The organism is Sulfuritalea hydrogenivorans sk43H (assembly GCF_000828635.1).
GTDB lineage: Bacteria > Pseudomonadota > Gammaproteobacteria > Burkholderiales > Rhodocyclaceae > Sulfuritalea > Sulfuritalea hydrogenivorans.
The window spans coordinates 3,367,555-3,393,195 of record NZ_AP012547.1; the positions used below are offsets into that span (position 1 = coordinate 3,367,555).

A 25,641-nucleotide genomic window follows, 5' to 3' on the forward strand; every position below is an offset into this window, starting at 1 on the left:
GCAGAATTCCCGAATCGAAATTCGGGAGCGGATCATGAAGCGCGTCGTATTCAACCAAAAGGGCGGTGTCGGCAAAAGCACCATCACCTGCAACCTCGCCGCCATCGCCGCCGCGCGCGGCGCGCGCACCCTGGTGATCGACCTCGATCCGCAGGCCAATTCCACGCAGTACCTGCTCGGCGCGGCGGCCAAGGACCTCGAACTGACCGCCAACGAATTCTTCGACCAGATGCTGAGCTTCAAGCTGCGCCCGCTGCCGACCGAAGACTTCATCGCCGCGACGCCCTTCGAGAACCTCTCCATCCTGCCCTCCGGCCCGGCGCTGGAAGAACTGCAGGCCAAGCTCGAATCACGCTACAAGATCTACAAGCTGCGCGAGGCGCTGGACGCGCTCGAAGGCTACGACGAAATCTGGATCGACACGCCGCCGGCGCTGCACTTCTACACGCGCTCGGCGCTGATCGCCGCCGACGCCTGCCTGATCCCCTTCGACTGCGACGAATTCGCCCGCCGCGCGCTCTACAGCCTGCTCGACAACGTCAATGAAATCCGCGCCGACCACAACGCCGGCCTCGACGTCGAAGGCATCGTCATCAACCAGTTCCAGGCCCGCGCCAGCCTGCCGCAGCGGATCATCGACGAACTGCGCGACGAAGGCCTGCCGGTGCTGGCCTCCTTCCTCTCGTCCTCGGTGAAGATCAAGGAATCGCACCAGCAGGCGAAGCCGATGATCCACCTCGACCGCAGCCACAAGCTGGCGCAGGAATTCGGCGCGCTGTTCGACGAATTGGAAAAAGCGCGCAAGGCCCGCGCCAAAGCCGCGACGAAGAAGCGCGCATGATCCCCGCGCTTGCGATCGGCATCGCGCTGGCCATCATCCTCGCGGTGATCTGGTCGCGCTACACGCGCCTGAAGCGCGAGCGCTACATCCGCGACTACACGCTGCCCAAGGGCTTGTACGAGCGCCTGCGCAAGCGCCGCCCGGAACTGGAAATGAAGGACTGCATGCTGGTCGCGCGCGGCCTGCGCAAGTTCTTCCTCGCCCACCTGAACTCCGGCAGGAAATTCGTCTCCATGCCCTCGCAGGTGGTCGACGACCTGTGGCACGAGTTCATCCTCTACACCAAGGCCTACGACGATTTCTGCAAGCACGCCTTCGGCCGCTTCCTGCACCACACGCCGGCGGTGGTGCTCGGCCCCGACAAGCGCGACAACGAAGGCCTGCGCCGCGTCTGGTGGCATGCCTGCAAGGAAGAGAACATCGACCCGGCCAAGGCCCTGCGCCTGCCGCTGCTGTTCGCCCTCGACGCCAAGCTCGGCATCGCCGACGGCTTCGTCTACAGCCCCGACTGCAAATCGCGACGCAGCGATGCCGGCGGCAACGTGCATTGCGGGGCCGACTTCAGCGACAGCTCGATCGATGGCGGCACCGATGGATTCGGTGACAGCGATGGCGGAGGGGATGGTGGCGGTGATGGAGGTGGCGGTTGCGGGGGTGGCGGCGACTGATCGCCGTAGCGCCGGCGCCGACTTTCTTCCTTCGCTTCCAAGGCCGCGCCGGGTCTCGCCCCGGCAGGCGACCGACTTTCTTGTTCGCGCAAGAAAGTAGGCAAAGAAGCGCTCCCTGTACGGTTCACACTCATCGGTAACACAAGAGTTCAAGGACATGGGTAACAGTTCTTACCCTGCATGGATGTCTTCAAAAGGAGATAGCCATGCCTTGGAAGGATGTGCGACCGATGGACGAGAAGATACTTTTCATTGCTGACTACCTGCGCGAAACCGACTGCTTCAGTCGCCTGTGTGAGCGCTACGGCGTCAGCAGGAAGACAGGGTACAAATGGGTGGCCCGCTACCGCCAAACAGGCGCCGAAGGCCTGGGGGAACAGAGCAGGCGGCCCCGTCATGCGGCAGGAGAAACACCCTACGCCGTGCAGCAGGCGATCCTGGAGCTACGTCATGATCGACACGGACCGCCAGGGCCGAAGAAGATACAAGCCTTGCTGGCCAGTCGGTTCGACGCCGCACTCATCCCGTCGAAGACCACCATCTACAACATCCTGCGCCGGGCCGGACAGATCGAACCCCAGCGCCGGGTCCGCCGCGTCAAGGGTGTCCAGCACACCCTGAAATCCGCCGCACAGCCCAATGAACTGTGGAGCGCCGACTACAAAGGCCAATTCAAGACGGGTGACGGCCGCTGGTGCTATCCCCTGACCGTGATGGATCACGCCAGTCGCTACTTGCTGGTGTGCCAGGGTTTGCCTGGAACACGCTTTACCGAGACACGCGCCTTCTTTGAACAGGCGTTCCGGCACTACGGCCTGCCGGAGCGACTACGCACCGACAACGGCGTTCCGTTCGCCAGCCTCGGTGTCGGGGGTCTGTCGCAACTCTCCGTCTGGTGGATTCGACTGGGCATTCTTCCCGAGCGCATCACACCGGGGCGGCCCCAACAGAACGGACGCCATGAGCGCATGCACCGCACCCTCAAGCAGACACTCAGCCATCCGCCGGCTGCCAACCTCAAGGCGCAGCAGATTCAGCTTGACGGGTTTCGTACTCACTACAACGACCAGCGTCCGCATGAGGGCTTGGCACAGCAAAACCCGAGTACGTGCTACACGCCCTCGCTTCGCTCCTACCCGGCACGCCTGCCGGAGGTGGAGTATCCCGGCTATTTCGAGCGGCAGCGGGTCAGCCAGAATGGATTGATCTACTGGCGCGCACTCCGTGTGTATATCGGCTACTTGCTGGCCGGTGAATGGGTAGGCATGGAGCCGGTAGCCGATGGCTTATGGGATGTCTATTTCGGCCCCGTTCGTATCGGCGGCTTCGATGAGCGGGAAACCAAGGGGCAGCGTAACGACTACCTCACCCTGAAAATGTAACCCATGTCCTTGAACCGATCTGTTACCGATGTGCTTGACTCGTACACCCCGCCTCCCCGGCCCTTCGGGCTACCCTCGCTGCGGAAGGCCCGCCGGGCCGGCCGCTAAACTAGCCGGCCAAAATGCGGCCGTCGTCGGACAACGCGACCGGACTACCCCCGGCGAACCTCCCTCGCTCGGCGGGTCAGAGGGGAAGGCAAACCACCACACGTGATGGAGTGTGCCGAGAACAAATTCGAAGCTGACCCTTATGGCTGCTTCTTATGGCTGCTTATGGCTGGGTGGCTGCGCAGGATTAGCCCTACAGGGCAACATAAGTTTCCTCTTGGGTACGCGAGCCGTCGGGATTTGTCCATTTGAGAATGGCGTTATATGCGCTTGGGCTGCTGATCGTGAGTGCGGCAATAAGCGACACCGAGCAACCAGGACCTAGGTTCTTCGCGGGAAATTTCTCGGTGTACTCTGAGTGGATGATCGGGCTGTTGTCAGGGTCCTGAAGTATGAGTTCAAATTCAACATCTCTGGCGTCAATGGCGCTGACGTTCGTGATGCGGAAGAAGAACGACGACTTGTCTTCGCGTACAAGATCAAGTGACAAGCGAGCGGTGTTCTTTCCTTTGTCTTCGCGCAAGAGGATCTCAAGCTGCTTTTTCGCCAACTCAGCCGTTGCGTGCTGCATATCATTTGACTCGCGGGTGAGTTTCCGCTGACCAGACCAAACGACTAGGCTGACAATGGCGGCCAAGCATGAAACTATCACACTGAGGATTTCGTACTGGGTCATGTTCGGATGCCTAACGCTTTGTAGTGGCAAAGAATACGCGCCACGTCCGAACATGTCGAGTGAATGGATGCGCCGCTCGTCCGGGCGACTTCCTTCCCCTCTGACCCGCCGAGCGAGGGAGGTTCGCCGGGGGTAGTCCGGTCGCGTTGTCCGACGACGGCCGCATTTTGGCCGGCTAGTTTAGCGGCCGGCCCGGCGGGCCTTCCGCAGCGAGGGTAGCCCGAAGGGCCGGGGAGGCGGGGAGCGCTTCTTTGCCTACTTTCTTGCGCGAACAAGAAAGTCGGTCGCCTGCCGGGGCGAATTCCCGGCGCGGCTTCTCATACGGCACCTGCAAGAGTCGGCGCTGGCGCTACGGCGAACGCTTCAAGCCGCGGACAACTCATCCCAGCGGCGAATCCGCGACAAGGTTTCTTCCATGGCGTCCCGCGCCATTTCCGTGTCGTAGTGGCTTTGCAGATTGATCCAGCTCTGCGCATCGGTGCCGAAAAACGCGGCCAGACGCAGCGCCGTGTCCGCGGTGATTGAACGCCGGCCAGCCACAATCTCGCCGATCCGGCGTTGCGGTACGCCGATTTCCTTGGCGAGCCGGTACTGGGTGATGCCCATGGGCTCCAAGAAGTCATGGAGCAGAATTTCGCCGGGCGTGGCGAGCGGTACTTTTCGCGACATGAAATCTCCTCAGTGGTAATCGACGATCTCGACGCGCCAGGCGTGCCCGTCGCGCCATTCGAAGCACACCCGAAACTGGTCGTTGATCCGGATGCTCCATTGTCCCTTCCGATCTTTCTTCAACTGCTCCAGCCGATTCTGTGGCGGCACGCGCAGAAACTCCAGCGATCCGGCGGCGTTGACCTGCTGCAACTTTCGCATTGCCACAGTGGCGATGTTGGCGAACCGCGCCACGCGCCGGCCCGCAAACAGGTTTTCCGTATCGGCGCAGTTGAACGACTGAATCATGTGTGAATACTAACGCATTACGCTAGTATCGTCAATGGATAGCAGCATCCCGACTAGGGGAGGCCTCCGGATATACGCACAATCTGCGGTCAGAACGTCCCCGGATACGCCCCGCCATCGAGCAGCCAGTTCTGCCCGGTAATGAATCCGGCATGCGTCGAACACAGCCAGGCGCAGGCAGCGCCGAACTCTTCGGGGTTGCCGATGCGCCCCGCCGGAATCGTGGCGACACGCTCGGCCAGCACCTGCTCGTAAGGCACATTGCGCGCCTTGGCCTGGCCGCCAATTACCGTCGCGATGCGGTTGGTGTCGAAGAAACCGGGCAGCAGGTTGTTGATGGTGACGTTGTGCGCCACGGTCTTGCGCGAGAGCCCCGCGACGAAGCCGGTGAGGCCCGAGCGCGCGCCGTTGGACAGGCCCAGCACGTCGATCGGCGCCTTCACCGCGCCCGAGGTGATGTTGACGATGCGGCCGAATTTGCGCGCGATCATGCCGTCCACGGTGGCCTTGATCAGTTCGATCGGCGTCAGCATGTTGGCATCGAGCGCGGCGAGCCAGTCATCGCGCGACCAGTTGCGGAAATCGCCGGGCGGCGGGCCGCCGGCGTTGTTCACCAGGATGTCCGGCTGCGGGCAGGCGGCCAGCGCGGCGGCGCGGCCGGCCGGCGTGACGATGTCGGCGGCCACGGCGAGCACCGTGACGCCCGTTTCGGAACGAATCTCGGCGGCGGTTTTCTCCAGCGCCTCGGCGCCGCGCGCCACCAGCGTTACATTGACGCCTTCGCGCGCCAGCGCAAACGCGCAGCCGCGGCCCAGGCCCTTGCTCGACGCGCACACCAGCGCGGATTTGCCGCGTATGCCGAGATCCATGATCAGCCTTTCAAGAAGTTGGCGACCAGCCGATTGAAAATCTCCGGCTGCTCGATGCAGGAAAGATGCGAGGCGGAGGGAATGATTTCCAGCCGCGCACCGGGAATGGTCGAGGCGATGACTTCGCTCATCGCCGGCGGCGTGCCGGGATCGTCGGCACCGGCGATGACCAAAGTCGGCGCGGCGATGGTGCCGATTTTCGCGGTGATGTCGAGCGCGCGGATCGCGCTGGCGCAGCCGATGTAGCCGGCCGCCGGCGTGTTGCGAATCTGCGTCGCGATGCGCGCCACCGCGTCGGCTCCCGCCGCGCGAAAGCCCGGCGTGAACCAGCGCGCCAGCGTGCCTTCGACCACGCCGGCGCAGCCCTGCGCGCGGGCAATGGCGATGCGCTCGTCCCACAGCGGGCCGGCCTCGGGCGGGATGCGGCTGGTGGAATTGGCGATGACCAGCTTGTTCAGGCGTGCAGGCTGAGCGAGCGCGAAATGCTGGCCGATCATGCCGCCCATCGAGAGGCCGACGAAATGCGTGCGCTCGATCTTCAGCGCATCGAGCAGACCGATCAGATCGGCGGTGAGTTGCGCGAAGCTGTAGGCGCCCTCCGGCGCCGTCGTGCCACCGTGGCCGCGCGTGTCGTAGCGCAGCACCGAAAAAGTCGGCGCCAGCGACACGGCGAGTTGATCCCACATCGTCAGGTCGCAAGTCAGGGAATGCGAGAGCGTGACCCAGGGGCCGCTGCCCGAAATCTCGTACCGAATGTCGAGTCCGTTGGCGTGAATCTTCATAAAGCAGCAATCCTTTCCGGTCATTCCTCGCGGTCTCTATTGACCGCGCCAAGGTGTTTGGCTACTATTCCGGTGCGACTGGTGTACTCGTTCCAAAGCGAGACCTCCCAAACGGAGCCGGTCGTTCCTGACACTCAAGGCCAGCGCTGAATCGATAGATTCCCGCTGGCCTTCACTTTTTCCCAGGCTGCCTTTACCGCCTGCTCGTGCCACTTGTCCGGCACGTCCGTCCAGCTTTCGTAGCGCCCCGCCATATACACCAGCAAGTCCGCGACCTGTAGAAAGCGACTGTGGTGCGACTGGGTGAAATACACCGTATCGAGCAAACGGCCCAGCGGACGGCCAAAGTGCATCGGGGTCTTCCCGAGCGATTTGAATTCCGAGAAATCGACGACGGCACCGGTCACTTCGTCCGCCTCGTGGTCGCCGAACACAAGCCCAAGATCATCGACCGTATCGAGGTATTCGCAGAAGCGCTCAAGGATCAGCATCAGCCCGAGGCGGTAGGGCGGCGTCGGATACTTGTACTTCTGCTCATGACGACTCACGTCGATGCGCACCATCCGCACGGGAATCGCATTGTCGGTGACGAAGGTCGCCACGTCCTGAAACACGCGCACACGCTCTTCGAGCTTGCGCCCCTTGGCATTGCCCTTGCCGTGGAACAACTCCTTGCCATGCAGTTCCGTATGCACGGCCAGCGTGCGGGATCCGTGGAAATTGAAGGCTATCTGGGAGAGCGTCTTCTCGAATTCGAGCGCCTTGGCATCGGGAATCATCAATCCACCGATGAAGAACGCCGGGTTCTCAACGGTGTGCTTGTTCTCGTCGAAGTAGCAAAGATGCATCGCGAGTCAAAGCGCCGGATTGACGGAGCCTTCCACGATGGCGATCTCGTCGCCGGTCAGGCCGTAGAGTTCATAAACCAGCGTGTCGATCTGCCGGTCGGTGGCGGCGATCTGGCGTTCGAGCAAAGTCTTCTCGTGCGCGGTCTTGGCGGACGCGAGGTCTTCGTGGAACTGAAGCATCTGATTGACCATGGCGACCATGCGGTCGTGGCTGGCTCGATCCAGCCTATTTGACATATCGATGGCTCTAATTGGCAACTGCTGCAGATACGTTGGCTTAATGTTGTAGTCAATAAACGTTGACGCAAAGTAATAGTTCAGCGCAGACGAATTCAAGATACCCAGCACATAGCGCAGCGAATATGCGGGATCGTCGCTAGACACGTACGAGTAATTGTTTAATGGATAGTAGGACCCATTCACGTCGATTGCAGCCACGAGTCGCCGCTGCATGCTGAGTTTTCGAATGTACTGAATCACGATCTTCGGCACGTCGACCCGGCTTTTCCTAAACCCTGCAAGGTGGTCGCCCCAATCAAGCCAAAACTGTTTCCAACTCAGGCTATATCGCCCAATCTCACCTGTCTTAAGCGCCTTGACTGGGTAACCAAGAGCGGCCTCGTCCTTTGAAACGTAACGAGCGTTGTCACCAGTCTTGATCCCATAAAGAACACTACAAATATTGCCAAGAGGTATGCCACGTTGCACAAGTTTTGACCGGACTCGAATTGCGCTGTCGGTTGCGCGCAGATTCAATGTTGACAGAGTGTCAGTGGCCCAAGTACTCAGCGGGATGAGATCAGTAACCATGCATGAGTCAAAGTTGGCTTGATCAACCTTGGTTACATTTGCGCGCTTCGCAATACATTTATCCCTTCGACCTGGCGGTCGTGCGGATATGAACACCAACGACGGAACTATATCTGGAGCATCGACAAAGATGTATTTCGAAAGCTCGCTGAGCTCAACGAACGTTGTCGTCGACAAGAGGTGCCTCCTGATGCCTTCCGCGTTTTTTATTGTTAGCCATGTATTTGGAGTAATAAAGCCAAGAATTCCATCGCGTCTCAACAGGGAGATGCCTCGTTCAATAAAGTACAGATGCGACTCGGCTTCGCCGCGACGACTTACAGAGTGCGATTGAAGATAGTCCTTCTCGTCCGATGAAATGGCACTACCCCACGGCGGATTGCCGATCACGGCATCGAAGCCACCAGACTTGAAGACTTCCGCAAACTCGGCCTGCCAGTCGAAGGCGTTGATGCGGCGTCGTTCCTCCTCGTCGAGTTCGAGTTGGCCGTCGAAGAAATCGGGGCCGATCAGAGAATTCCCGCACTTGATGTTGCCGTCGAGGTCGGGCAATGCACGTTCGTGGAACAGCCGCATCTGTGCGTTGAGCGTCTCATCGGTTTCGCCTTCAAGCACCTTCAGCAGCAAGGAGAGTTTCGAAACCTCGACCGCCTGGGCGTCGATGTCGACTCCGTAAATGTTGTTGGTCAGGATGCGCTTGCGCTCGCTGGCCGTCAGTCGCCAACCATTGGCCGCATGATGAACCTTCGGGTCCTTGCCCTTCGCATGCCTTTCGGGCTCGTTGTCGGCATACCACTTCAGGTGCCAGTCGAGCAGATACTGGTAGGCGCCAATGAGGAATGAGCCCGAGCCGCAGGCCGGATCGAGTACACGCAGCTTGGCGACATCCCTGGGCGCCTTGCCCTCGCACAGGCGTCCGATCGTCTGCCCAACGATGTAATCGACAATGTAAGTCGGCGTGTAATAGACGCCGCCAGCCTTCTTGACCTCGGGTTTCTCTTCGATCTTCGCCTGGCCGCCGGCGGTAAGGCGGATGACGCTGCCAAGAAAGCGCTCGTACACCTGGCCGAGGATGTCGGCCGGCAATACGGAGAACTCGTAGGGACTTTCCGGGTAGTAGAGGCCGAGGATCAGTTCCTTGAGAACCTTGTCGTCGATCTTGAGGCCAAGAGTGAATTCGTCTGGATTGCCGGCGCGATGCCTTTCGGTGCGAAAGTGGAACAGCCCCGAGTTGTAGCGGTCGTCGGCTTCGCGGAAGACATGCGAGAGCCTGGCGTAGATTCCGGTGCCATTGGTCAGGCCCCGCAGCCGGTCGAGCGGCTCGATACCGCGATCTTCGCAAATGCGCAGGAAGACAATGCGGTCGATGGTCGTTTGCACCGCGAAGTTGAGTTCGCGTGCGCCTACACCGTTGTTGCGCAAGGCGATGTTCTTGGCCAGCGTTTCGCGCCAGCCCTCGATCTGGGCCAGGAAGTCGCCATCGACGCCGGTGGTGCCGCGCTTGCCCTTGGCTTCACGCGCGTAGCGGTCGAAACTTCCCTTGAGCACGGCCTCCTTGGAGAAGATGCCTGCAATTTCGTCCCAGCGCTCGATGTAGTCGCGGAAGGTCAGGTAGAGCACTCTTCCTTTGGCCGCCTTGTCGCCGAGCGCGGGCTTGACGCGGCAATCGTAGACGGCGAACTCTTCGAAGTCGGACAGGACCGACAGCGGGAGGTCGGCCGACCATGCATAGCGACGCAATTGGTAAGCCGGTGCGACATCCTCCTTGATGAACACCGAGGGCTTCTTTGCTTCGAGGAAAAAGATGCGGCGGCCACCGATGCGGAAACTGTAATCCGGCGCCTTGGTCGAACCGCCGACCTTGATGGCGTCCTCGTGCACCACATCCCGAAAGGCTTCCGCATAGCCTTGGGCATTGTCCATGTCCCAGCCCAGGGCCTTGAACATCGGATCGAGAAAGTCCCGCCGCAACAGCGTTTCGTTGTAGGCACCGCCGCGATAGCTGTCGAGATTTGCCTCGAAGCGTTCGACAAGGGCATGTATTTCGGCGGGAGCGGGCATCGCCCTATCTTAGCCGTATGGCATTGGCAGCGCCAGAGTCATGCTGCCTCCAGTTTTGCCACGGACAAGGCCAGCCACTTCATGCCGGCATGGCCGAAATTGACTTGCACGCGGGCATCGGTGCCGCTGCCTTCGGCATTGACGATGACGCCGAGGCCGAATTTTGCATGCATCACGCTCTGGCCGATGCGGAAGCCGCTGCCGCCCGAAGACTCGCTGCGGCGCGGCGTGGCGGGATAAGTCGGCGCTGACGATACGGCGAAGCCGCCCTTGCCCGCGCGCGGTGTGAGCCACTTGACCAGTTCCTCCGGCACCTCGTCGAGGAAGCGTGACGGCAGGTTGTAGCGCGTCTGGCCGTGCAGCATGCGCGTCTGCGCGAAACTCAGGTAGAGCCGCTGCCGCGCGCGGGTGACGGCGACGTACATCAGGCGCCGCTCTTCTTCCAGTCCTTTGTCTTCGGACATCGAATTCTCATGCGGGAACAGGCCGTCTTCGAGACCGCTGATGAAGACGACGTTGAATTCGAGGCCCTTGGCCGAATGCACGGTCATCAGTTGCAGCGCGTCGTCGCCTTCGCCGGCCTGGTGCTCGCCGGCTTCGAGCGAGGCATGGGCGAGAAAGGAGGAGAGGTCGTTGCCGAACTCACCGGTGATTTCGCCGTCCTGGTTGGGCGTGCCCTCTTCGGCGACGAAACTCGCCGCGGCGTTGATCAGTTCGTCGAGGTTGTCCAGCCGCTCCTGGCCTTCCTTCTCGTTCTTGTAGTGGGCGCGAAGGCCGGAGAGTTCGATGACGTGATCGACCAGCTCCGGCAGCGGCAGATGTGCCGCCTCGTGCAGCTTGACGATCAGTTGCGCGAAGCCGGCCAGCTTGACGCCTCCGGCGCCGGCGACCTGCGGAATCGCCGCATGCAGGCTGCTGTTGGCCGCCTTCGCCGCGTCCTGCAGGTTTTCCAGGCTGCGCGCGCCGATGCCGCGCGCGGGGAAATTCACCACGCGGGCAAATGCCGTGTCGTCGTCGGTGTTGGCGATCAGGCGCAGGTAGGCCAGTGCGTGCTTGATCTCGGCGCGCTCGAAAAAGCGCAGGCCGCCATACACGCGATAGGGCAGGCCGGCGTTGAACAGCGCATGCTCGAGCGCCCGCGACTGCGCGTTGCTGCGATAGAGCAGCGCGATTTCGGCGCGGGCATGGCCGTCGCGCGACAGGGCCTTGATTTCTTCGACGATCCAGCGCGCTTCGTCGCCGTCGGAATAGGATTCGTAGATGCGGATCGGCTCGCCGCTGCCGGCCTCGGTCCACAGGTTCTTGCCCAGGCGCGTGGGATTGTTCCTGATGATGGCGTTGGCAGCGTCGAGGATGTTGCCTTCCGAGCGGTAGTTCTGTTCGAGGCGGATCAGGTTTTGCACCTTGAACTCGCGCTCGAAGTCGGCCATGTTGCCGACGTCGGCGCCGCGGAAGGCGTAGATCGACTGGTCGTCGTCGCCGACGCAGAAGAGGTTCGCGCCGCCACCGGCCAGCAGCTTCAGCCAGCGGTACTGCAGCTTGTTGGTGTCCTGGAATTCATCTACAAGGATGTGGCGGAAGCGCTCCTGGTAATGCCGGCGCAAGGGTTCGTTGCGCTCCAGCAGTTCATAGGAACGCAGCAGCAGCTCGGCGAAATCGACCACGCCTTCGCGTTGGCATTGCGCCTCGTAGGCTTCGTAAAGCGCGACGCGTTTGCGCGCCCAGTCGTCATACGCTTCGACGGCGGCGGCGCGCAGGCCCTGCTCCTTCTGCGCATTGATGAAATGGCACAGCTCGCGCGGCGGAAATTTTTCGTCATCGACGTTGAGCGATTTCAGCAGGCGCTTGACCGAAGCCTGCTGGTCGGCGGAGTCGAGTATCTGGAACAACTGCGGCAGGCCGGCATCGCGGTAATGGGCGCGCAGCAGGCGGTTGCACAGGCCGTGAAAGGTGCCGATCCACATGCCCTTGACATTGATCGGCAGCATCGCGGCGAGCCGCGTCTGCATTTCCTTGGCGGCCTTGTTGGTGAAAGTCACGGCCAGCACGCCGGGCGGCGCAACCTGACCGGTCGAAATCAGCCAGGCGATGCGCGTCGTCAGCACCCGCGTCTTGCCCGAGCCGGCGCCGGCGAGGATCAGGGCATGCGCGGGCGGCAGGGTGACGGCCGCCAGTTGCGGGGCATTGAGATGGTCAAGCAGGGGGTTCATGTAAGGGGCGCGCAGACGAGGCGTTGATTATATCGACCGGAGCGGGTCGAGACAGGTGATAGTAAGCGCTAACTGAATGGCCCAAGGCGCAATATTGCGGCGCAATAATCTGCTTGAATTTAGAGTACTTCGCCCATATAAACTCTGTAGAATCGGCGATGCTGCGATGCAATATATTGCGTGCAAGGCAACTTGACCCGGCTCACGAGGACGGAATCAGGCGCCCGAACAGGAGAATCCAATGAAGACCCAACTGAAGACCCCGAAACTGCTGCCCTGGCTGGCGAAAAAGGCCGGCATTACCGAACGCCGCGCGGCGACGCTGTGGCATGACGCGGAGCGTTGGGCCGCCCATCGCGCCGCACCGGGTTCGTCGGCCTACTACAAGCTGGCGGTGGATCGTTTGCTGGAACTGATGGCCGCCGAATCGCTGCGCGAAGACGCCGCCTCGTTTGGCTGGCGGCCGTGGGCCCGTGCCCAGGCGCGCCTGTGGGCGATCTCGATGCAACTGGCGCAGGAAACTTCCGCGCTGACGGCGCGCGGCTGGCGGCTGATCGGATCGGCCGCCCGCTACCAGCAGCCGGGCTAACGCCCGACGACCGGCGTGAGGCCGGTGGCCGCCTTCAGGCGCGCCGCCGCGACAGCGGCTTCATCGGCGCCGGCAAAGCCGCCAAGCAGCAGTTCATAACGCCAGCCCCCATCCACTTCATGCGGCCGGATGCGCGCGGCAAAGCCGGCTTCGCGGATCCGGTCATACAGTTCGAAGGCCGCTTCTTCGCTGGCGGCCGAACCGGCCAGTACGCGCCACTTGCCACGCACACGCGCGGCACCATCGCCCGGCAGGATTTCGGTCTGCCGCGCCAGCCCGACGAAGGTCTCCAGGTCGAGCTCCTTGACTGCGGCGGCCTGAGCGCGCGGCGCATCGTAGTAGGTCATCGGCTTCGCCAGTTCCGTCACCTGCCCGGCACGGGTGATTTCGATGCGGCCTTCGATCAGGGCCACCAGGTCGCCGTCCTTGTCCGTCCGGCCCCACAGGTCGGTGCCGCGAATGCCGATCGTTGAAGTGCCGACGCGAATCGCGACATCATGCTGACGGGATTTCCTCAGCTTGCCCGTGGTAAAGCGGAAGGCGCCCGCCAGCACGTCCAGCGCGCCGCGAAAGGATTTTTCCGGCTGCAGGCTGCGGGTATGCAAAGTGAAGCGCGCGGCTTCGCCCAGCTTGACCCGGCTGCCTTCGGCCAACATTACATAGGCACGTGCGCCGGGGCCGGTGCGCAACACGTCGCCGCTCTGCAGTTCCATGCCCGCCGCGAGCGGCACCGTGACGCCGCCGCGATCGCGCCACGCGGGCGACTGCACGGCCTCCACGGTTGCCGCCGCGCTCGCAAACACCGGGGCGGAAAGCGTCAGCGCAATGCCGGCAAACACGGCGAAAAGGGCATTCAGGGGGCGCATCCAAATCCTTTCAATCAGAGGGGGCAGGTATAATTCCGCCCTTTGCCAGACATCACGCTAGACGCCCCGGCCATGCAGGAAAAATATCTCCCGACCGAAATCGAGCAGGCCGCGCAGGCCTGGTGGAACACCACGCAGGCTTTCCGCGCCGCGGAGAACTCCGACAAGCCGAAATACTATTGCCTGTCGATGTTTCCCTACCCGTCGGGCAAGCTGCACATGGGGCATGTGCGGAACTATACCATCGGCGATGTGCTCTCCCGCTACCACCGCATGAAGGGCTACAACGTCCTGCAGCCCATGGGCTGGGACGCTTTCGGCCTGCCCGCCGAGAACGCCGCGATGCAGAACAGGGTACCGCCGGCGAAGTGGACCTGGGACAACATCGCCTACATGAAAAAGCAGCTCCAGTCGCTGGGTTTTGCGCTGGACTGGGAGCGCGAACTGGCCACCTGCGCGCCCGAGTATTACAAATGGAACCAGTGGCTGTTCCTGCGCATGCTGGAAAAGGGCATCGCCTACAAGAAGACGCAAGTCGTGAACTGGGACCCGGTGGACCAGACCGTGCTGGCCAACGAACAGGTCATCGAAGGCCGCGGCTGGCGTACCGGCGCGGTGGTCGAGAAGCGCGAGATTCCCGGCTACTACCTGGCCATCACCAAATATGCCGATGAGTTGCTGTCGGCACTGGACACCTTGCCGGGCTGGCCGGAGCGGGTCAAGACCATGCAGGCCAACTGGATCGGCAAGAGCACCGGCGTGCGCTTCGCCTTCCCCTACGAACTCGACGGCAGGCAAGAGAAGCTGTGGGTGTTCACCACGCGCGCCGACACCATCATGGGCGTGACCTTCTGCGCCGTCGCCGCCGAACATCCGCTGGCGACGCACGCCGCGAAGAACAACCCGAAGCTCGCCGCCTTCATCGACGAATGCAAGCACGGCTCGGTCATGGAAGCCGACATGGCGACCATGGAAAAGAAGGGCATGCCGACCGGCATCTTCGTCGACCACCCGCTGAGCGGTGAAAAGGTCGAGGTCTGGGTCGGCAACTACGTGCTGATGAGCTACGGCGAAGGCGCCGTGATGGCGGTGCCCGCGCATGACGAACGCGATTTCGAGTTCGCCAAGAAATATGGGCTGGCGATCAAACAGGTCATCGCGGTCGAAGGCACAAATGGGCCAATGAGCTTCTCGCTCGATGGCTGGCAGGAGTGGTACGCCGACAAGCAGCGCGGCCGCTGCGTAAATTCCGGCAAGTACGACGGGATGAGCCTTGAAGCCGCCGTCGCGGCCATCGCCGCCGACCTCTCGGCCAGGGACCTCGGCGCCACCCAGGTGCAATACCGCCTGCGCGACTGGGGCGTCTCGCGCCAGCGCTACTGGGGCTGCCCGATTCCGCTGATTCATTGCGACAGCTGCGGCACCGTGCCGGTGCCCGACGAGCAACTGCCCGTCAAGCTGCCCGAAGACTGCGTGCCCGACGGCTCCGGCAACCCGCTGGCAAAGCGCGCCGATTTCGTCGACTGCGCCTGTCCCCAATGCGGCAAGCCGGCCAAGCGCGAAACCGACACCATGGACACCTTCGTCGATTCCAGCTGGTACTACGCGCGCTACTGCGTCGATCCGACGACGCGCGCGGCGAACTCGGCGATGGTCGATGCCGGCAGCAACCACTGGATGCCGGCCGACCAGTACATCGGCGGCATCGAGCACGCGATCCTGCACCTGCTCTACTCGCGCTTCTGGACCAAGGTCATGCGCGACCTTGGCCTCGTCAAATACGACGAGCCCTTCGCCAACCTGCTGACCCAGGGCATGGTGCTCAACCACATCTTTTCGCGCCGCACCGACAAGGGCGGCATCGAGTATTTCGCGCCCGAGGAAGTCGATCTCAAGCGCGACGAGGGTGGCCATGTCACCGGCGCCACATCGAAGGCCGACGGCCGGCCGGTGGATTACGGCGGCGTCGGCACCATGTCGAAGTCCAAGCGCAACGGCGTCGACCCGCAATCGCTGATCGACGAGTTCGGCGCCGACACCGCGCGCTTTTTCATGATGTTCGCCTCGCCGCCGGAACAGACGCTGGAATGGTCGGATTCCGGCGTCGAGGGTGCCTACCGCTTCCTGCGCCGGGTCTGGGCCTTCGGCCATGGCTCGCATGGCGCGGTCAGCCAGCAGGCCGCGATGCCGGAAAAATTGCCAGATCAGCTCGCCGCGGTGCGTCGCGAAATCCACCTGCTGCTGAAGCAGGCCAACTACGACCTCGGCAAGTTCCAGTTCAACACCGTCGCCTCGGCGGCGATGAAAATGCTCAACAGCCTGGAGAAGGCCCCGGAAGGAGATGGCCGCGACGCCGTGATCGCGGAATGCTTCGGCATTCTGCTGCGCATGCTCTCGCCGATCACGCCGCACATCTGCCACGCCCTGTGGATCGAACTCGGTTATGGCGCCGACATCCTTGCCGCGTCCTGGCCCGAGCCGCTCGCCGATGCGCTGGTGCAGGACGAGGAAGAACTGGTGCTGCAGGTCAATGGCAAGCATCGCGGCAACATCCGCGTGAAAGTCGGCGCCGACAGGACGGCGATCGAAGCCGTCGCGCTGGCCTCCGAAGCGGCGCAGAAATTCATGGAAGGCAAGGCGGCGAAGAAAGTCGTCGTCGTCCCCGGCCGCCTGGTCAATATTGTCGTTTAGGAGCCGCGCATGCGAAGCATGAGACTCGTTATCGTCATCGTCGCCGTCAGCCTGCTCACGGCTTGCGGCTTCAAGTTGCGCAACAGCAACCCCGTATCGGGCCGCGCCCTGCCGTTCGCCACGATCAGCCTGTCGCTGCCGGTGCAGTCCGAATTTTATGCACAGGTTCAGACCGCCATCGAAGCTTCGGCATCGACCCGCGTCGTCACTGATGCCGGCAAGGCCGACGCCATCCTGACGGTGCTGAGCGATACCAGCGAGAAGTCGATCCTCTCGCTGAGCGCCGCCGGGCGTGCCCGCGAATTCCAGCTGGTGCGCAACTTCAAGTTCCGGGTGCACACCTCGCAACAGGCGGATTACGTCCCCGTCTCGCAAATCTCCGTGCGCCGGACCATGACCTTCAGCGACGACCTGGTGCTGTCCAAGGAATCGGAAGAGGCGGTGATCTGGGCCGACATCCAGAAGGACCTGATCAGCCAGTTGATGCGAAGGATTCTCGCCGCCAAGGCCAAGCCGGTGGCGCCCGCAGAGGACTAGCGTGCAGCTTCGCCCCGACCAGCTCGCGGCGCAGTTGGCGCAGTTGGACAAGCCGCTGGCGCCGCTGTACCTGCTGCACGGCGACGAGCCGCTGCTGGTGATCGAGGCCGGCGATGCGATTCGCGCCGCCGCGCGCCGCCAGGGCTTCGAGGAACGCGAAGTCATCGTCGTCGGCACCGGCTTCAAGTGGGACGAGCTGTTCATCGCCGCCGGCAACATGTCGCTGTTCGGCGGCAGCAAGCTGGTCGACCTGCGCATTCCCTCCGGCAAGCCGGGGCGCGAAGGCAGCGAAGCATTGCAGCGCTATATCTCCACGCTGGGCCCCGGCATCGTCACCCTGATCACCCTGCCCGAACTCGACTGGCAGGCGAAGAAGGCCGCCTGGGTCACCGCGCTGTCGAATGCCGGTGTCAGTATCGAATGCAACGCACCGCCACCGGCACGCCTGCCGCAATGGATCGCCGAGCGCCTGGCGCGCCAGCAGCAGAGCGCGCCGCGCGAGGCACTGGCCTTCATCGCCGCGCACGTCGAAGGCAACCTGCTCGCCGCGCACCAGGAAATCCAGAAGCTCGGCCTGCTGTATCCGCCGGGCGAGGTGTCGCTGGCGCAGATCGAGGGCGCCGTGATGAACGTTGCCCGCTACGATGTGTCGGATTTGCGCGACGCCCTCAAGGCGCGTGACACGGTGCGCGCCGCACGCACGCTGGAAGGCCTCAAGGGCGAGGATGCGGCGCCGCCGCTGGTGCTCTGGGCGCTGGCCACCGAGGCGCGCAGCGTGGCGGCGCGGCCCGCGCTCTTGCATGCTGCGAAGATTGACCGCATCATCAAGGGTCTGGCGCGCGGCGACATTTGGGATGAGTTCCTGCAACTGGCGCTGCGCCTGACGCAACCGAGGACACGGTAATGGATGTAAAAACCTACATGCAGCAAGTCGGCCGCCAGGCACGCGAGGCTTCGCGGGCAACGGCGCGCGCCTCGACGGCGGCCAAGAATACGGCGCTGCTGGCGATGGCACAGGCCATCCGCGAGCGCCGCGACGAACTGCTGGCGGCCAATGCCGCCGACGTCGCCGACGCCCGCAACAACGGCCTCGACGCGGCGATGATCGACCGCCTGACGCTCACGGAAAAGAGCGTCGAAGCCATGGCGCAAGGCCTCGAACAGGTGGCCGCGCTGCCCGACCCGATCGGCGAGATCACGGACATGAAGCGCCGCCCCTCCGGCATCCAGGTCGGCAAGATGCGCGTGCCGCTGGGCGTGGTCGGCATCATCTACGAAGCGCGGCCGAACGTCACGGCGGATGCCGCCGCGCTGTGCCTCAAATCCGGCAATGCGGCGATCCTGCGCGGCGGCAAGGAATCCCTGCGTGCCAACCAGGCCATCGCCGCCTGCGTGCGCGCCGGGCTCAAGGCCGCCGGCCTGCCCGAGACCGCCGTGCAGGTGATCGAGACCACCGACCGGGCCGCCGTCGGCCACCTGGTGGCCATGCCCGAGTATGTCGATGTGATCGTGCCGCGCGGCGGCAAGGGGCTGATCGAGCGCATCTCGAAGGAGGCACGGGTGCCGGTGATCAAGCACCTCGACGGCAACTGCCACGTCTATGTCGATGACGCCGCCGATGCCGGCAAGGCGCTGCGCATCCTCGAAAATTCCAAGACCCAGCGCCTGGGCACCTGCAACACCGCCGAATCACTGCTGATCGCGCGCCCGGTCGCCGTATCGCTGGCGCCGACTCTCTGCGCCATGCTCGGCCGCCATGGCGTCGCCATCCGCGGCTGCGAGGAAACGCGCAAGCTGGTGCCGCAGGCCATCGCGGCGACGGAGGAGGACTGGTATGCGGAGTATCTCGCCGCGATCATCTCGGTCAAGATCGTCGCCGACGTCGGCGAGGCGATCGAGCACATCAACACGTATTCCTCGCAGCACACCGACACCATCGTCACCGAGAACTACACGAACGCAATGCGCTTCCTGCGCGAAGTGGATTCGGGTTCGGTGATGGTCAACGCCTCGACCCGCTTCGCCGACGGCTTCGAGTACGGACTCGGCGCCGAGATCGGCATTTCCACCGACAAGTTCCACGCCCGCGGCCCGGTCGGCCTCGAAGGCCTCACCTCGCAGAAGTGGATCGTGCTGGGCGACGGGGAAGTGCGCAGCTAGCGCCAGGAGTCGCACAAGGCCGGCAGGGGGATCGCCTTGCCCGGGGTTATGGGCCCGCTTGCCGACACACAGGACTGGCGTACTAACTACCGGGAAAACACTGTGACTCGATTGCGGCCATTGCGCTTTGATCGGTATAGAGCCTGATCTGCCTTTCCAATATAGCTGCCAACGGTTTCAGCGTGTGGTGAATTCGCTATTGCGACGCCTAAGCTGATAGTGATGCGGGCTGTTGCCTTGTCCGAAACCGGTAGCGTGAGGTTCTCGACGGCAGCACGCAGATTCTCGGCGACGGCGAATGCGCCTTCAAGCTCAGTTTGTGGCAGGACGACAAGAAACTCCTCACCACCGATTCTCCCCATGAGATCCGATTCCCGCAGGCGACTCCTGATCGCAACGACAACACTGCGCAGGGCTTCGTCCCCAATGGCATGTCCCCATGTATCGTTGATCGACTTGAAATGATCAATGTCCAGCATGATGAACGATACGGGCCAGCGATGCCGCGCAGCCAATGTCAGGATAGCTTCTGCTCTATCAAAAACCGCACGCCGATTCAGCGTTTCGGTCAATTCATCGTAGTGTGCCAAGTGATCGAGCGTCTGCGACAATTCGTATATCCGGCTTGCCGCCTTTGAGAGAAGCAGACTGCTTTGCTCAAAAAACAGCTTGTCACATGAATGTTGTTCTTGGACTGCCTTCAGTCGCCACGCCATCGGCTTCTGCAGATGATCGGGCAAAACGACCGGCGCCGATGGCGACATGCCGGCCAGAAACGCATCCAGCGAATCGTCCGCCTGGTCGTCCGACTTGCGGTGATATTGAATCGTGATGGTCTTCTTACTGAGGTGGCGGTTGTAGTGCTCCTCACTGGATTCGACATGAACGTAATCAACGTCGCCAGTCATGAGCACGCCGCCATGAAAGATGCCGCGTTCGAACTCTCGTGGGTAGGGCGTTACGCAAACAATCTTTGCGCAACAGGCAGATTCGTCCAGTTCGAGCAAATCCTGCCATCCTATTTCTTCGGCATCCCCCCTGTGCACCATGGAGTAACCGCCACTGTTGCCCTGCATCCGAATGAAGTGCGCCGCACTGGGAAACATGGATCTCCCATCAAACTTCCCGAACCAGTCTCTAACGAATGTGATGCCCGCCTGAAAAAGCACGGGATCCAGATCGATCCCGAAACGCTGTATCTCGTCAAGCACGCTGAAAAACGTGGACATTGGATACCAGGCGTCAGCCTCAATATCGGCGGTGAGTTGCGTTGCATGCTCTCCAGACATGACTTTGACATTGGTTAGCGACTTGACCAGGCCAGCGAGCATCACCCCAACCATTTGGCCATTTGGAGCGGACGATGTGACTTCAGCGGACATGTCCATGCTTGCTTCACCCTGCAACCGATAACGTCATTGGCTCATCGCTCGATATGCGGCATATCAACTGTAGAAGGAGCCGTACGGGAAGACTGAAAGCGGCCCTTGAGGAAACTCTACCGAAAACTAGAATTGCCGCGCACGATATGGAAGAAATTCTATCAACGACGATACGGCAGCTCAATATCCCGAAACGCAGAGTACATATTCGACATGGGCATGGAGCGTAACGAGGCGGGAGGACTTTCGCTCACACCTGCCATTCCGGATTCCAATGTCATCATGCCGCCTGGTGCACATACCTGCCGTCTGAACCACCAGACAGTCTGCCTCGCCAAGCCCGCGCGCCACTCACCATTTCACGCGCACCCCATACTCCAGCACCGACGTGCCGCCTGCGGGAATCGCCACGTTCCACGACGCGACCCGCGCCGATTCCTTGGTGTGCTTCTGCGATTCCTGCACCATCTCCCAGTCGCCGGGCATCGGTTCCTGAACCTTCACCGTGACGGCTTCGTCCTTGGCGTTGCGCAGTTCGATGCGCCATGAGGACTCGCTGACGTTGTCGGCGATCTTGCGGTAGTGGGTCTGCTTGCGTTCGGCGGTGATGTCGAAGGCTTCGCCCAGCCGCAGCTTCAGTTTCTCGTTCTTCGCCGTGTGCGAAATGCGGTCCTCGCCGACGAACTGCGCAGCGCCCTTGCTGTCCCGCGCATAGACGCGCACGATGCCGGCCGGCAACGGCTTGCCCAACTGCCCGCCCTTGTTCTCGAATTCCAGGAAGACCGCCGGCTTCAACTTCTGGCCGATCTGGTTGTAACGGTCGCGGTAGTACCAGTCGTTGCCGGCCAGCAGGTATTCGCGGCCCACCGGCACGGCGCTGGCCGAAAGCAGGGCGAGCTGCTTGGTCTGGTTGTCGGCGATGGACGTCGGCCGCTCGAAGCTGTAGAGGTGGTAATCCATCAGCGCTTCCTGCGTCGCTTCCATCGATTTCGCGCGCGGTGCGGAAGCCGGCATCGCATAGGCCATTTGCGGCGCGGGCGGGCGCACGCGATTGACGGTGCCGGCGACCAGTTGCAAGGTCGCGTTGTCGAAACCGGCGCCGCTGCGGTTGGTCAGCGTCACCCAGCCGTTGAGGTCGAGCTGCTTGCCGTCGGCGGAGAGGTTGGCGACGTAATCCGCCTTCCAGGACAAACCGCCGGTGAGGTAGGACAGTTCCACCGCCTGCTTGCCGCCCGCTGCGTCGAGCAGGATCGAGAGCGTCGGCCGGTCGCGCAGGTTGGGCGGCACGCTGTCGAAGGCCAGCCGCCCCGGCACGCCGGTTTCGATGCGGTCGGCGAAGCGCAGCACCGTGCCCTGCCCGGCGGCGAGCACCGTGGCGCGCTCGCGCCGCTCGCCGTCGGTGGTCGGATGCGGCCGGATCACGGTGACTTCGCGGCCGACGTATTTTTCCAGCAGCTTCTGCGGCGTCAGCAGGTCGAAATCGAAGTTCTGCTCGATCAGGCTCAGCGGCTGTCCGCTCGCCGCGCGCAGCAAGGCGGTCTCGGGGCGCATCTGCGCCGCCACTTCGCGCAGGGACAAGCGCGTAAGGCCTTTCGGCAGATCCACTTTCCGGCGTTCCTTGACCAGCGCCAGATCGTCGTTGTACACGGTGACCGCGACGGCTTCGCGATCGGATGCGGAGGACGTGACGTCGCGCACCGGTTCGCCGGCCCGGACCATGCCGGCGGCAAGGAATATTCCGACCATCGCTGCGCTTCGGTGCATGGCGTTCTCTCCATCGGGCAATGGCACAACGATAGCATGCCGGCGGCGGTATCATTGCGCCCGACTACCCACCTCCAAGGACACTCTCATGAACAAGTTGCTCGCCATGCTGCTGCTGGCCATTTCGCTACCCGCGCTCGCCGCGCTCGAAGTCGGCGATGTCAAGTTCGACGATACCGCAAAAGTCGGCGCTGGCGACACGGTGATCAATGGCGCCGGCATGCGCAAGGTGCTGTTCATCAAGGGCTATGCGATGGCCCTCTACCTGCCGCAGAAAGTCGCGACGACGGCCGAGGCGCTGACCGCCAAAGGCGCCCGGCGCATCCGCCTGGTGCTGCTGCGCGACGCCTCGGGCGAGACCTTCGCCGACGCCCTGGCGAGCGGCATCCAGAAGAACCACGGCGAGCAGGAAATCCTTGCGCTGAACTCCCGCATCGAAGCCTTCAAGGCGACCATGCTCGGCGTCGGCACGGTGGCCAAGGGCGCGGCCGTTCATCTCGACTGGCTGCCCGAGGTCGGCGGCGGCGTGACGCGCCTGACGATCGACGGCGCGAAGAAAGGCGAGGATGTGGCCGGCGAAGACTTCTATCGTGCCTTGCTGAAAATCTGGCTCGGCGACAAGCCGATCCAGGACGACCTCAAGCAGCATCTGCTGGGCAAGGCGGCCAACTGATGGGAACTCCGGGCGGAGCCCTGAACCACATCCGGGTGCTCGACTTGTCGCGCGTGCTTGCCGGGCCCTGGGCCTCGCAATTGCTGGGCGACCTCGGCGCCGACGTGACCAAGGTCGAACGACCCGGCGAGAACGGCAAGGGCGGCGACGACACGCGCGGCTGGGGGCCGCCGTGGCTGGCCGACGGCGCGGGCACGCCGACGACGGATGCCGCCTACTTCCTGTGCACCAACCGCAACAAGCGCTCGCTGACCGTGGACATCACGCGCCCCGAAGGGCAGGCCATCGTGACGGAGCTGGCAGCGCAATCCGACGTGGTGCTGGAAAATTTCAAGGTCGGCGGGCTCGCCGCCTACGGCCTCGACTACGCGAGTTTGTCCGCGCTCAACCCGAAGCTGGTGTATTGCTCGATCACCGGCTTCGGCCAGGACGGCCCGTATGCCGCACGCGCCGGCTACGACTTCCTGATCCAGGGCATGGGCGGCCTGATGAGCGTCACCGGCCGCGCCGACGACGAGGAAGGTGCCGGCCCGCAGAAGGTCGGCGTCGCGCTGACCGACATCCTCACCGGCCTCTACGCCAGCAATGCCATCCTCGCCGCGCTGGCGCACCGCGAGAAAACCGGCCAGGGCCAGCACATCGACCTTGCGCTGCTCGATGTGCAGGTCGCCTGCCTGGCCAACCAGGCGATGAATTATCTTGTGTCGGGCAAGGCGCCGCGCCGCATGGGCAACGGCCATCCCAACATCGTGCCCTACCAGGACTTTCCCACCGCCGACGGCGACATGATCCTCGCCATCGGCAACGACGGCCAGTTCGCGCGCTTCTGCGCCATTGCCGGCCATGCCGAATGGAGCGGCGACGAGCGCTTCGCCACCAACGCGGCGCGGGTCAAAAATCGCGCCGTCCTGCTGCCGCTGCTGCGCCAGGCCACGGTGATGAAGACCACAGCCGACTGGATCGCCCTGCTGGAAAACGCCGCCGTGCCCTGCGGCCCGATCAACGACCTGGCCGGCGTGTTCGCCGATCCGCAAGTACGGCATCGCGGCCTGCGCGTGGATATGCCGCATGCCGCCGGCGGCACGGCGCCGCAGGTAGGCAACCCGATCCGCTTTTCCGCGACGCCGATCGACTACCGGCTGGCGCCGCCGCTGCTGGGTCAGGACACCGATGCCGTGCTGCGCGAACTCGGACGAACCTCGGCCGAGATCGATGCGCTGCGTGCGGCGGGGGTGGTTTGACGAATCCTGACCGGCCCGCGCCGCGGCGTCAGAGAATCGGCTTCGTCGCGGTGGCGTCGCCGCCGAATCGCCGGGTTGCCGTGATGTCCTCATACATGCCCAGCACGCCGATGATCTCGTTCTGCTGGTTTTTCAGCGGAACCTTCGACATGCGCAACCATTGCACGTCGCCCCGCGGCGTGGTCTGCGCCTGCTCGAAGGACAGCTTGGCGTAGCCGGATTCCATGACGTCGCGGTCGTCGGCATGATATGAGCGCGCCTGGTCCGACCAGGCCATCTGATAGTCGTCCTTGCCGATCACTTCCTTCGGATGCCGCATCCCGGCATCCCTGGCAAATGCCTCGTTGCAGCCGAGATACTTGTAGTTGCGATCCTTCCAGAACACCCGCAAGGGCACGGTGTCGATGACGGCCCGGAACAGGTTCCGCGATTCGGCAACCTCCGCTTCCACCGCCTTGCGCTCGGTGATGTCACGGGCATAGCCGACCATGCCGACCACCTTGCCATCGACCATCACGGGCGACTTGCTGGTCTCGCACCAGCGCCAGCGACCACCCATTTCGATCAGTTCCTCGACCGGTTTGGCGGCACTGCTGGAAAACACGGTCAGGTCGTCCTGGCGGTATTTCCCCGCCAGATTGAGGGCGGCGATATCCAGATCGGTCTTGCCCACCACGGTTTCGGCGGAAGGCCAGCCAAAGCCGTCGAGGAAGGCCTGGTTCACCGCAAGGTAGCGGCCCTCCTCGTCCTTCAGCCAGACCATGAACGGAAAATTGTCCAGCAGCGCACGCTGGTAGTTCTCGCGCTTTTCGATGGCCTTCAGGTGCCGCGTGTTCTCGTCGTTCAACCGGCATTCCTCGGCGTAGCGCCGACGGAACACGTTCAGGAGATATATCGTCATGGCAGTGCTGATGGCGAGGACGATCGCGTGCGCCACCGCCACCATGCCGGAGGTGGCTGGCCTGATCCCGCCGACGAAACCGGCCTGCTCGCCCATCACCATCAGGATCACGGCTATCGTGCTGGCGATCAGCACCGCCACCGCATAGCGAACGCCCAGCATCCATCCCGCAAAGATCAATATGATGGGATAGGCGATGAGGATCGGGCCGCGCACGCCTTCGCCATTGGCGGCGATCAGCGTGACCAGCAGCCATCCGCCGATCGCCAGCAGGCGCACCGTCGGCACCACGCCCCGATAATGCAGCACCGCCTGCGCCGCGAGGCAGAGGCCCACCAGCAAGGCGACGCTGTAAACGCGCTCCTGGAATCCCTGCGGCGCGGCCAGCAGCATGGCGATATACACCAGCGCCCCGACCAGGATCACCCAGATGGCGTGGCTCAGCAACGGATTGTCTTCGACGATCAGCTCCGGATAATCGTCTATCGGCACTCTTGAATCCGAGAGGGGATTTCGGTTCATGGCCATGGCGTCACGCCGCTGATTGGACTGCGTTCGAAGGAATAGGATTCATTCAAGTCCGCGCTTGATACTACGCCGGCCGCGATGCGAGTGTCAATCGCGG

At 62.9% G+C, this 25,641-nt stretch carries 22 protein-coding genes; 10 read left to right on the forward strand and 12 right to left on the reverse strand.

From position 1 onward, the window contains the following. The first annotated feature begins 34 nt into the window (after window positions 1-34). The 3 genes from SUTH_RS16005 to SUTH_RS16015 all read left to right on the forward strand — a co-directional run bounded on the left by SUTH_RS16005 (window position 35) and on the right by SUTH_RS16015 (window position 2,891). Window positions 35-841 (forward strand): ParA family protein, encoded by an 807-nt coding sequence (locus SUTH_RS16005; RefSeq protein WP_041100656.1) that lies wholly within the window; start codon window positions 35-37, stop codon window positions 839-841. Next, on the forward strand, window positions 838-1,509 hold the full coding sequence (locus tag SUTH_RS16010) for a glycine-rich domain-containing protein (RefSeq protein ID WP_041100658.1): 672 nt from the start codon (window positions 838-840) through the stop codon (window positions 1,507-1,509). The genes SUTH_RS16005 and SUTH_RS16010 overlap by 4 nt, the downstream gene beginning before the upstream one ends. A gap of 206 nt (window positions 1,510-1,715) precedes the next feature. Continuing rightward, on the forward strand, window positions 1,716-2,891 hold the full coding sequence (locus SUTH_RS16015; RefSeq protein WP_041100660.1) for an integrase core domain-containing protein: 1,176 nt from the start codon (window positions 1,716-1,718) through the stop codon (window positions 2,889-2,891). A gap of 301 nt (window positions 2,892-3,192) precedes the next feature. On the opposite strand, the gene SUTH_RS16020 is transcribed toward SUTH_RS16015, so the two are convergent. From SUTH_RS16020 to SUTH_RS16055, 8 genes are all read right to left on the reverse strand, one after another. Beyond that, window positions 3,193-3,675 carry a hypothetical protein gene (locus tag SUTH_RS16020; RefSeq protein ID WP_041100662.1) on the reverse strand — a complete coding sequence of 161 codons (483 nt, stop codon included), beginning with the start codon at window positions 3,673-3,675 and terminating at the stop codon, window positions 3,193-3,195. Window positions 3,676-4,038: 363 nt separating this feature from the next. After that, entirely contained in the window at window positions 4,039-4,344 is a 306-nt protein-coding gene (locus SUTH_RS16025) for a HigA family addiction module antitoxin (protein ID WP_041100664.1), read from the reverse strand. 9 nt (window positions 4,345-4,353) lie between these two features. After that, window positions 4,354-4,632 (reverse strand): type II toxin-antitoxin system RelE/ParE family toxin, encoded by a 279-nt coding sequence (locus SUTH_RS16030; protein WP_041100666.1) that lies wholly within the window; start codon window positions 4,630-4,632, stop codon window positions 4,354-4,356. Between the two features lie 89 nt (window positions 4,633-4,721). Continuing rightward, the gene (locus tag SUTH_RS16035; RefSeq protein WP_041100668.1) at window positions 4,722-5,501 is read right to left on the reverse strand and encodes an SDR family oxidoreductase; all 780 of its coding nucleotides are present in this window, start codon (window positions 5,499-5,501) and stop codon (window positions 4,722-4,724) included. A 2-nt stretch (window positions 5,502-5,503) separates the two neighbouring features. Next, window positions 5,504-6,283 carry a 3-oxoadipate enol-lactonase gene (pcaD, locus tag SUTH_RS16040; RefSeq protein ID WP_171817387.1) on the reverse strand — a complete coding sequence of 260 codons (780 nt, stop codon included), beginning with the start codon at window positions 6,281-6,283 and terminating at the stop codon, window positions 5,504-5,506. A 134-nt stretch (window positions 6,284-6,417) separates the two neighbouring features. Next, window positions 6,418-7,131, reverse strand: coding sequence for a DUF3800 domain-containing protein (locus tag SUTH_RS16045; RefSeq protein WP_041100672.1), 714 nt, complete (start codon window positions 7,129-7,131; stop codon window positions 6,418-6,420). Between the two features lie 6 nt (window positions 7,132-7,137). Next, entirely contained in the window at window positions 7,138-10,002 is a 2,865-nt protein-coding gene (locus tag SUTH_RS16050; protein ID WP_041100674.1) for an Eco57I restriction-modification methylase domain-containing protein, read from the reverse strand. Window positions 10,003-10,040: 38 nt separating this feature from the next. Then, window positions 10,041-12,212 (reverse strand): UvrD-helicase domain-containing protein, encoded by a 2,172-nt coding sequence (locus SUTH_RS16055; protein ID WP_041100676.1) that lies wholly within the window; start codon window positions 12,210-12,212, stop codon window positions 10,041-10,043. Between the two features lie 241 nt (window positions 12,213-12,453). On the opposite strand from SUTH_RS16055, the gene SUTH_RS16060 reads away from it, so the two are divergent. Then, window positions 12,454-12,801, forward strand: a complete 348-nt coding sequence (locus SUTH_RS16060) for a hypothetical protein (protein WP_041100678.1) — start codon at window positions 12,454-12,456, stop codon at window positions 12,799-12,801. Here SUTH_RS16060 and SUTH_RS16065 read toward each other — a convergent pair. Continuing rightward, window positions 12,798-13,667 (reverse strand): FecR family protein, encoded by an 870-nt coding sequence (locus SUTH_RS16065; RefSeq protein WP_041100680.1) that lies wholly within the window; start codon window positions 13,665-13,667, stop codon window positions 12,798-12,800. The two genes, SUTH_RS16060 and SUTH_RS16065, sit on opposite strands and share 4 nt — an antisense overlap. 72 nt (window positions 13,668-13,739) lie before the next feature. On the opposite strand from SUTH_RS16065, the gene leuS reads away from it, so the two are divergent. Genes leuS through SUTH_RS16085 form a run of 4 tightly spaced genes read left to right on the forward strand, consistent with a single transcriptional unit; the run spans window position 13,740 to window position 19,055 of the window. Further along, window positions 13,740-16,358 (forward strand): leucine--tRNA ligase, encoded by a 2,619-nt coding sequence (gene leuS / locus SUTH_RS16070; protein WP_041100682.1) that lies wholly within the window; start codon window positions 13,740-13,742, stop codon window positions 16,356-16,358. A gap of 18 nt (window positions 16,359-16,376) precedes the next feature. Further along, complete coding sequence (locus tag SUTH_RS16075; protein ID WP_052473716.1) at window positions 16,377-16,895, forward strand: LPS-assembly lipoprotein LptE; 519 nt, start codon at window positions 16,377-16,379, stop codon at window positions 16,893-16,895. Between the two features lies 1 nt (window position 16,896). Then, window positions 16,897-17,799 carry a DNA polymerase III subunit delta gene (gene holA, locus SUTH_RS16080; RefSeq protein WP_041100686.1) on the forward strand — a complete coding sequence of 301 codons (903 nt, stop codon included), beginning with the start codon at window positions 16,897-16,899 and terminating at the stop codon, window positions 17,797-17,799. After that, window positions 17,799-19,055 (forward strand): glutamate-5-semialdehyde dehydrogenase, encoded by a 1,257-nt coding sequence (locus SUTH_RS16085; RefSeq protein WP_041100688.1) that lies wholly within the window; start codon window positions 17,799-17,801, stop codon window positions 19,053-19,055. Before holA ends, SUTH_RS16085 begins: the two co-directional genes overlap by 1 nt. A gap of 86 nt (window positions 19,056-19,141) precedes the next feature. Here the strand turns inward: SUTH_RS16085 and SUTH_RS18700 are convergent, their stop codons facing one another. Together SUTH_RS18700 and SUTH_RS16095 are read right to left on the reverse strand one after the other, a co-directional pair. Then, on the reverse strand, window positions 19,142-20,437 hold the full coding sequence (locus SUTH_RS18700; RefSeq protein WP_171817388.1) for a GGDEF domain-containing protein: 1,296 nt from the start codon (window positions 20,435-20,437) through the stop codon (window positions 19,142-19,144). Between the two features lie 351 nt (window positions 20,438-20,788). Then, window positions 20,789-22,201, reverse strand: coding sequence for a DUF4139 domain-containing protein (locus tag SUTH_RS16095; protein WP_041100690.1), 1,413 nt, complete (start codon window positions 22,199-22,201; stop codon window positions 20,789-20,791). An 88-nt stretch (window positions 22,202-22,289) separates the two neighbouring features. On the opposite strand from SUTH_RS16095, the gene SUTH_RS19825 reads away from it, so the two are divergent. Together SUTH_RS19825 and SUTH_RS16105 are read left to right on the forward strand one after the other, a co-directional pair. Continuing rightward, the gene (locus SUTH_RS19825; RefSeq protein ID WP_041100692.1) at window positions 22,290-22,874 is read left to right on the forward strand and encodes a chalcone isomerase family protein; all 585 of its coding nucleotides are present in this window, start codon (window positions 22,290-22,292) and stop codon (window positions 22,872-22,874) included. Next, on the forward strand, window positions 22,874-24,115 hold the full coding sequence (locus SUTH_RS16105) for a CaiB/BaiF CoA transferase family protein (RefSeq protein WP_041100694.1): 1,242 nt from the start codon (window positions 22,874-22,876) through the stop codon (window positions 24,113-24,115). The genes SUTH_RS19825 and SUTH_RS16105 overlap by 1 nt, the downstream gene beginning before the upstream one ends. 28 nt (window positions 24,116-24,143) lie before the next feature. Here SUTH_RS16105 and SUTH_RS16110 read toward each other — a convergent pair whose 3' ends face one another. After that, window positions 24,144-25,538, reverse strand: a complete 1,395-nt coding sequence (locus SUTH_RS16110; RefSeq protein WP_231851048.1) for a PAS domain-containing protein — start codon at window positions 25,536-25,538, stop codon at window positions 24,144-24,146. Window positions 25,539-25,641 lie beyond the last annotated feature (103 nt).